Origin of the sequence: Alishewanella agri BL06, from assembly GCF_000272005.1 — a bacterium.
GTDB lineage: Bacteria > Pseudomonadota > Gammaproteobacteria > Enterobacterales > Alteromonadaceae > Alishewanella > Alishewanella agri.
This window is the reverse complement of the sequence record NZ_AKKU01000022.1, coordinates 1-4,025: the sequence shown is the minus strand read 5'-3', so window position 1 is coordinate 4,025 and position 4,025 is coordinate 1. Positions and strand designations below refer to the sequence as shown.

The 4,025-nt window shown below is 46.2% G+C and carries 4 protein-coding genes; 3 read left to right on the top strand and 1 reads right to left on the bottom strand.

Going from position 1 to position 4,025, the window contains the following annotated elements:
- Positions 1 to 472: 472 nt before the first annotated feature.
- Complete coding sequence (locus AGRI_RS12065; RefSeq protein WP_008985215.1) at positions 473 to 970, top strand: RNA recognition motif domain-containing protein; 498 nt, start codon at positions 473 to 475, stop codon at positions 968 to 970.
- A gap of 96 nt (positions 971 to 1,066) precedes the next feature.
- On the top strand, positions 1,067 to 2,155 hold the full coding sequence (gene trmA, locus AGRI_RS12060) for a tRNA (uridine(54)-C5)-methyltransferase TrmA (RefSeq protein WP_008985214.1): 1,089 nt from the start codon (positions 1,067 to 1,069) through the stop codon (positions 2,153 to 2,155).
- Here the strand turns inward: trmA and fabR are convergent.
- Positions 2,152 to 2,760: an HTH-type transcriptional repressor FabR gene (gene fabR, locus AGRI_RS12055; protein WP_008985213.1), complete on the bottom strand. Its 609-nt coding sequence runs from the start codon at positions 2,758 to 2,760 to the stop codon at positions 2,152 to 2,154. The genes trmA and fabR overlap by 4 nt on opposite strands.
- Before the next feature lie 99 nt (positions 2,761 to 2,859).
- On the opposite strand from fabR, the gene AGRI_RS12050 reads away from it, so the two are divergent.
- Entirely contained in the window at positions 2,860 to 3,978 is a 1,119-nt protein-coding gene (locus AGRI_RS12050; protein ID WP_008985212.1) for an acyl-CoA desaturase, read from the top strand.
- Positions 3,979 to 4,025: the final 47 nt, after the last annotated feature.

The following is a 4,025-nucleotide window of genomic DNA, read 5'->3' as shown; positions in this document are numbered from 1 at the left end:
TTTTTAAGTCAAGCGTGAGGAGGATTCTTTTTAAGACTCATCGTCACGTTCGACTCAATTTTACTTCACTTACTGCTTCACTCTGCTTTTCGGGGCTTTCGTCAGCACCCTGAAGCGAGGCGGCCATTTTAGTGATTTAAACTTCACTGTCAAGCGTCTTTTTCAAGATTTTTGAGCGCTTCGTTTTCTCACCCGGTTTGCCAGCTAAACTCGTTTAGCGCAGCACCCGGCTACGCGCCCCGCATGTCATGGCGCGCATTATAGAGAGTTTTAACGAGGCTGCAAGCGGATATTTATAAAAAACATTGATTACAGCACTGTTTGCTTATTAAAGCCTCATTTTGGTTATTTTTATAGCCGTAGCATATTAAAACAACTGATATTACTTGTTGGCTGTTCAGAAAATAGTCGTTAAGATAGAGTGGCTTTATATAACAAGAATCATTTTTCAACTAAGCTGCAGGAATTCATTATGTCATCTATGTTACGCGCATCCCTTCCTTATACACTGGCACTTGCTGTTATCGCTTTTTTAGTTTTTAACTTTGCCGTGACCTTACCCTTGTCGTCTGGCTGGGCATTTATTGCTGGCGTTCTTACATGTGGCATTCTGGTGCCTATTCTGGTCGATGTAAAAGGCCCGGCTGTTAGCGCTGAAATTTCTACTCAGGAAATCCCCAACAACGACTTTAGCGGTGAGACTGCAACCTTATATGTGGGAAATCTGCCCTATCGCGCCAATGAAGATGCTGTAAAAGCACTATTCAGTCGTTACGGTACTGTGGTCAATGTGCGACTGATGAAGGATCGCCAGACTGGACGTCGTCGGGGTTTTGGCTTTGTCGAAGTCGCCGCAGCAGACGCCAATCAAATGATTACCAAGCTCAATGATTTCGAATTTCAGGAACGCACATTAAAAGTGCGTGAAGCTCGTGAGCGTCAGGATGAAGATAATTCCAATGACGAGTAATTGCGGTTTAACGCCGGCATAGTGTCGGTGGTTAAATTTGGTTCTACGGTAAAAAGCGCTTAAAATAGCGCTTTTTTCTTGCATACTGAGAGTCGAATGTCGTTAGGTCAGGTATTTCCCGCACAATATGAACAGCAACTTGCCGATAAAGCAATTAGGTTGCAACAGTTATTACAAGCTTTGCCCTTACCGACATTACAGCTTTATCGTTCTGCCGATTCGCATTTCAGACAACGGGCCGAATTTCGAATTTGGCATAACGGTGACGATCTTTATCACTGCATGTTTGATCCGGCAACGAGGCAGCCTGTTCGGATAGACTCGTTTCCGGTAGCAACGAAACCGATTGCTAACTTTATGCCGGTTTTATTAAAGGCTATCCAGTTTAATCATGAATTGCGTTACCGGCTTTATCAGGCCGATTATCTGGCAACCACCAGCGGCGAGCTCCTGGTCAGTCTTATTTATAAGCGCAAACTGGATGAGCAATGGCTAACAGCAGCTCAGCAACTTCAGCAAGAATTGTCACCTCTGTACAACGTGCGCTTTATTGGCCGCGCCAGGAAACAAAAGTTGGTGGTGACGGATGACTTTGTAACCGAGCGATTTACGGTGGCAAATACTACTCTGCACTACCAACAACTTGAAGGCAGTTTTACTCAGCCTAATGCTGGCGTGAATCAACAAATGCTCAACTGGGCAGCAGATTGTGCTCGGGGTTTATCGGGTGACTTATTAGAGCTTTATTGTGGTAACGGTAATTTCTCTTTGGCATTAGCCAGCCAATTCGGACAAGTTGTTGCTACCGAACTGGCGCGCAGCTCTATTCAATCAGCAAAGTACAATATTGCGCTGAATAACATAGAGAATGTGCAAGTACTGCAAATGTCTGCTGAAGATGTTGCTGCGGCTTTGCAGCAAGGCAGCAAGCTAAAAGATCTCGACCTCTCGACTTTGCAACTTAATACCGTACTGGTTGATCCACCACGGGCAGGTTTAGATCCAGCCACGCTGGAGTTAGTCAGCCGTTTCCAATCGATTATTTATGTTTCTTGCAATCCGGAAACGCTTGCTGCCAACCTGATGGAACTGAGCAACACTCATTCCATCAGCAGGCTGGCATTATTTGATCAGTTTCCTTACACCCATCATATTGAAACCGGTGTATTGCTGACCAAAATCTAATCCGGTTGCTTGCGTCCATAACTCGCTGCGCCATGCGCCAGCCAGCGCAGCTGGGTAATGGTCCTTTTCGTCAACTGCGGATAGAGTTCTCGCGGTGCATCCAAGGCATCAGCGCCGGTGTGGAACACCAGTGTTACCATGGCTTCGGCCTGTAATTGCGCATGCTCCAGCGGACATTGAGTCTGTTTGCGCAGATAATGCGCCAGCTCAGCACAAAAATGCTGAATCTCCCGCGCAACAGCACCTCGAAAGGCAGCTGAGGTACCAGAGCGTTCACGCAACAATAAACGGAACACGTTACTATTTTCAGCGACAAACTCCATAAAGGTTTCAACTGAGGTACTGATCACACTGCCATGTTTTTCTATTCGCAGCCGCGCCTGCCGCATCAGTTGTCGCAACATCAGACCGGCCTCATCAACCAGCGTCAGCCCCAGTTCATCCATATCAGCAAAATGACGGTAAAATGATGTCGGGGCTATCCCTGCTTCGCGTGCAACTTCACGCAAACTTAGACTGGCAAAGCCTTTTTCGGCGCTAAGCTGTGAAAAGGCAGCATTAATAATCGCCTGCCGTGTGCGCTCTTTCTGTTCTGCTCTGGTCACTATGCATCCCTTTCTTACCGCTGTTCAGCCGATTTACCTTGACCAGCCGTTAGCAGCTCGGTAAATTGGCGTACAGTTGTAAGCTCAAAGTGTGAATTCATGAAAAAACATCCAATCATCTGGACAAACGTTATCCTGTTCAGCCTGACTTTTCTGGTTGCGGCTATTGCCGTACCCTATTATGCCCTGACAGTTGGCTTTACCGCAGCAGAAATTATCGCCACTATCCTCTGTATGGGTTATTGCGGTATTTCGATTACGGCTGGTTATCACCGGCTATGGGCACATAAAACTTATGATGCTCACCCAGTTTTGCAATGGATTTTCGCTATCGGCGGTGCCTTTGCGCTGCAGAACAGCGCTATTCATTGGTCATCTGATCACCGGGTCCATCACCGTCATGTCGATAATAATGAAAAGGATCCTTACTCTGCCGGCCGCGGCTTCTGGTATAGCCATATCGGCTGGATGTTACGTGACTACCAGGGTGAGAGCTATTTTGACTATAGTAATGTGCGCGATTTGCAAAAGAACCCAATCCTGGCTTTTCAACATAAACATTACTTAGTACTGGTACTCTTGACTAATATCGGTATTCCACTGTTGCTGGGCCTGCTGGTTGGCAATATCTGGGGCATGTTACTGAGTGTTGGCGTATTACGTCTGGTATTGAGTCACCACTTTACGTTTTTTATTAACTCACTGGCGCATATCTGGGGTAAGCAAACCTATACCGATGAAAACAGTGCCCGGGATAACGGTTTTTTAGCCTTTCTGACCTATGGCGAGGGTTATCATAACTATCATCATATTTTTGAATATGATTACCGCAACGGTATTCGCTGGTGGCAGTTTGATCCCACCAAATGGCTGATTAAGACTTGCTCATACCTGAAATTAACCGGCAATTTGCGAACAGTACCGGAAGATCGGATTGCCCAGGCAGTAGCGAAAATGCAACTAAAGCGCGCCAAGGATAAAGCCCGTCATCTGCCGAATGCCGAGCAACTGCTCGCTTTGCTGGAGCAGGAATATCAGCTGTTAGTGGCAAAAATTCAGGATTATTACCAACTTAAAAAAGAGCTGTTACAGCAAAAACGTAATGCCCTGGTTGATCAGTATCATGCGTCAGAGTTTATGCAGCGTTATCAGGAATTGAAGCTGCACTTACAACAGCAACAAAACCATTGGCAACGCCTGACCGCAGCCTTTAGTTAAGCGAGCGCTTGTTCCGGAAAAAAGAGGCTAACGCCTCTTTTCAGATT

What these genes read in the sequence shown, in the direction of transcription:
- trmA (WP_008985214.1), top strand. Translation starts at nt 1,067, where the DNA reads ATGTCGTTAGGTCAGGTATTTCCCGCACAATATGAACAGCAACTTGCC.
- AGRI_RS12050 (WP_008985212.1), top strand. Translation starts at nt 2,860, where the DNA reads ATGAAAAAACATCCAATCATCTGGACAAACGTTATCCTGTTCAGCCTG.
- AGRI_RS12065 (WP_008985215.1), top strand. Translation starts at nt 473, where the DNA reads ATGTCATCTATGTTACGCGCATCCCTTCCTTATACACTGGCACTTGCT.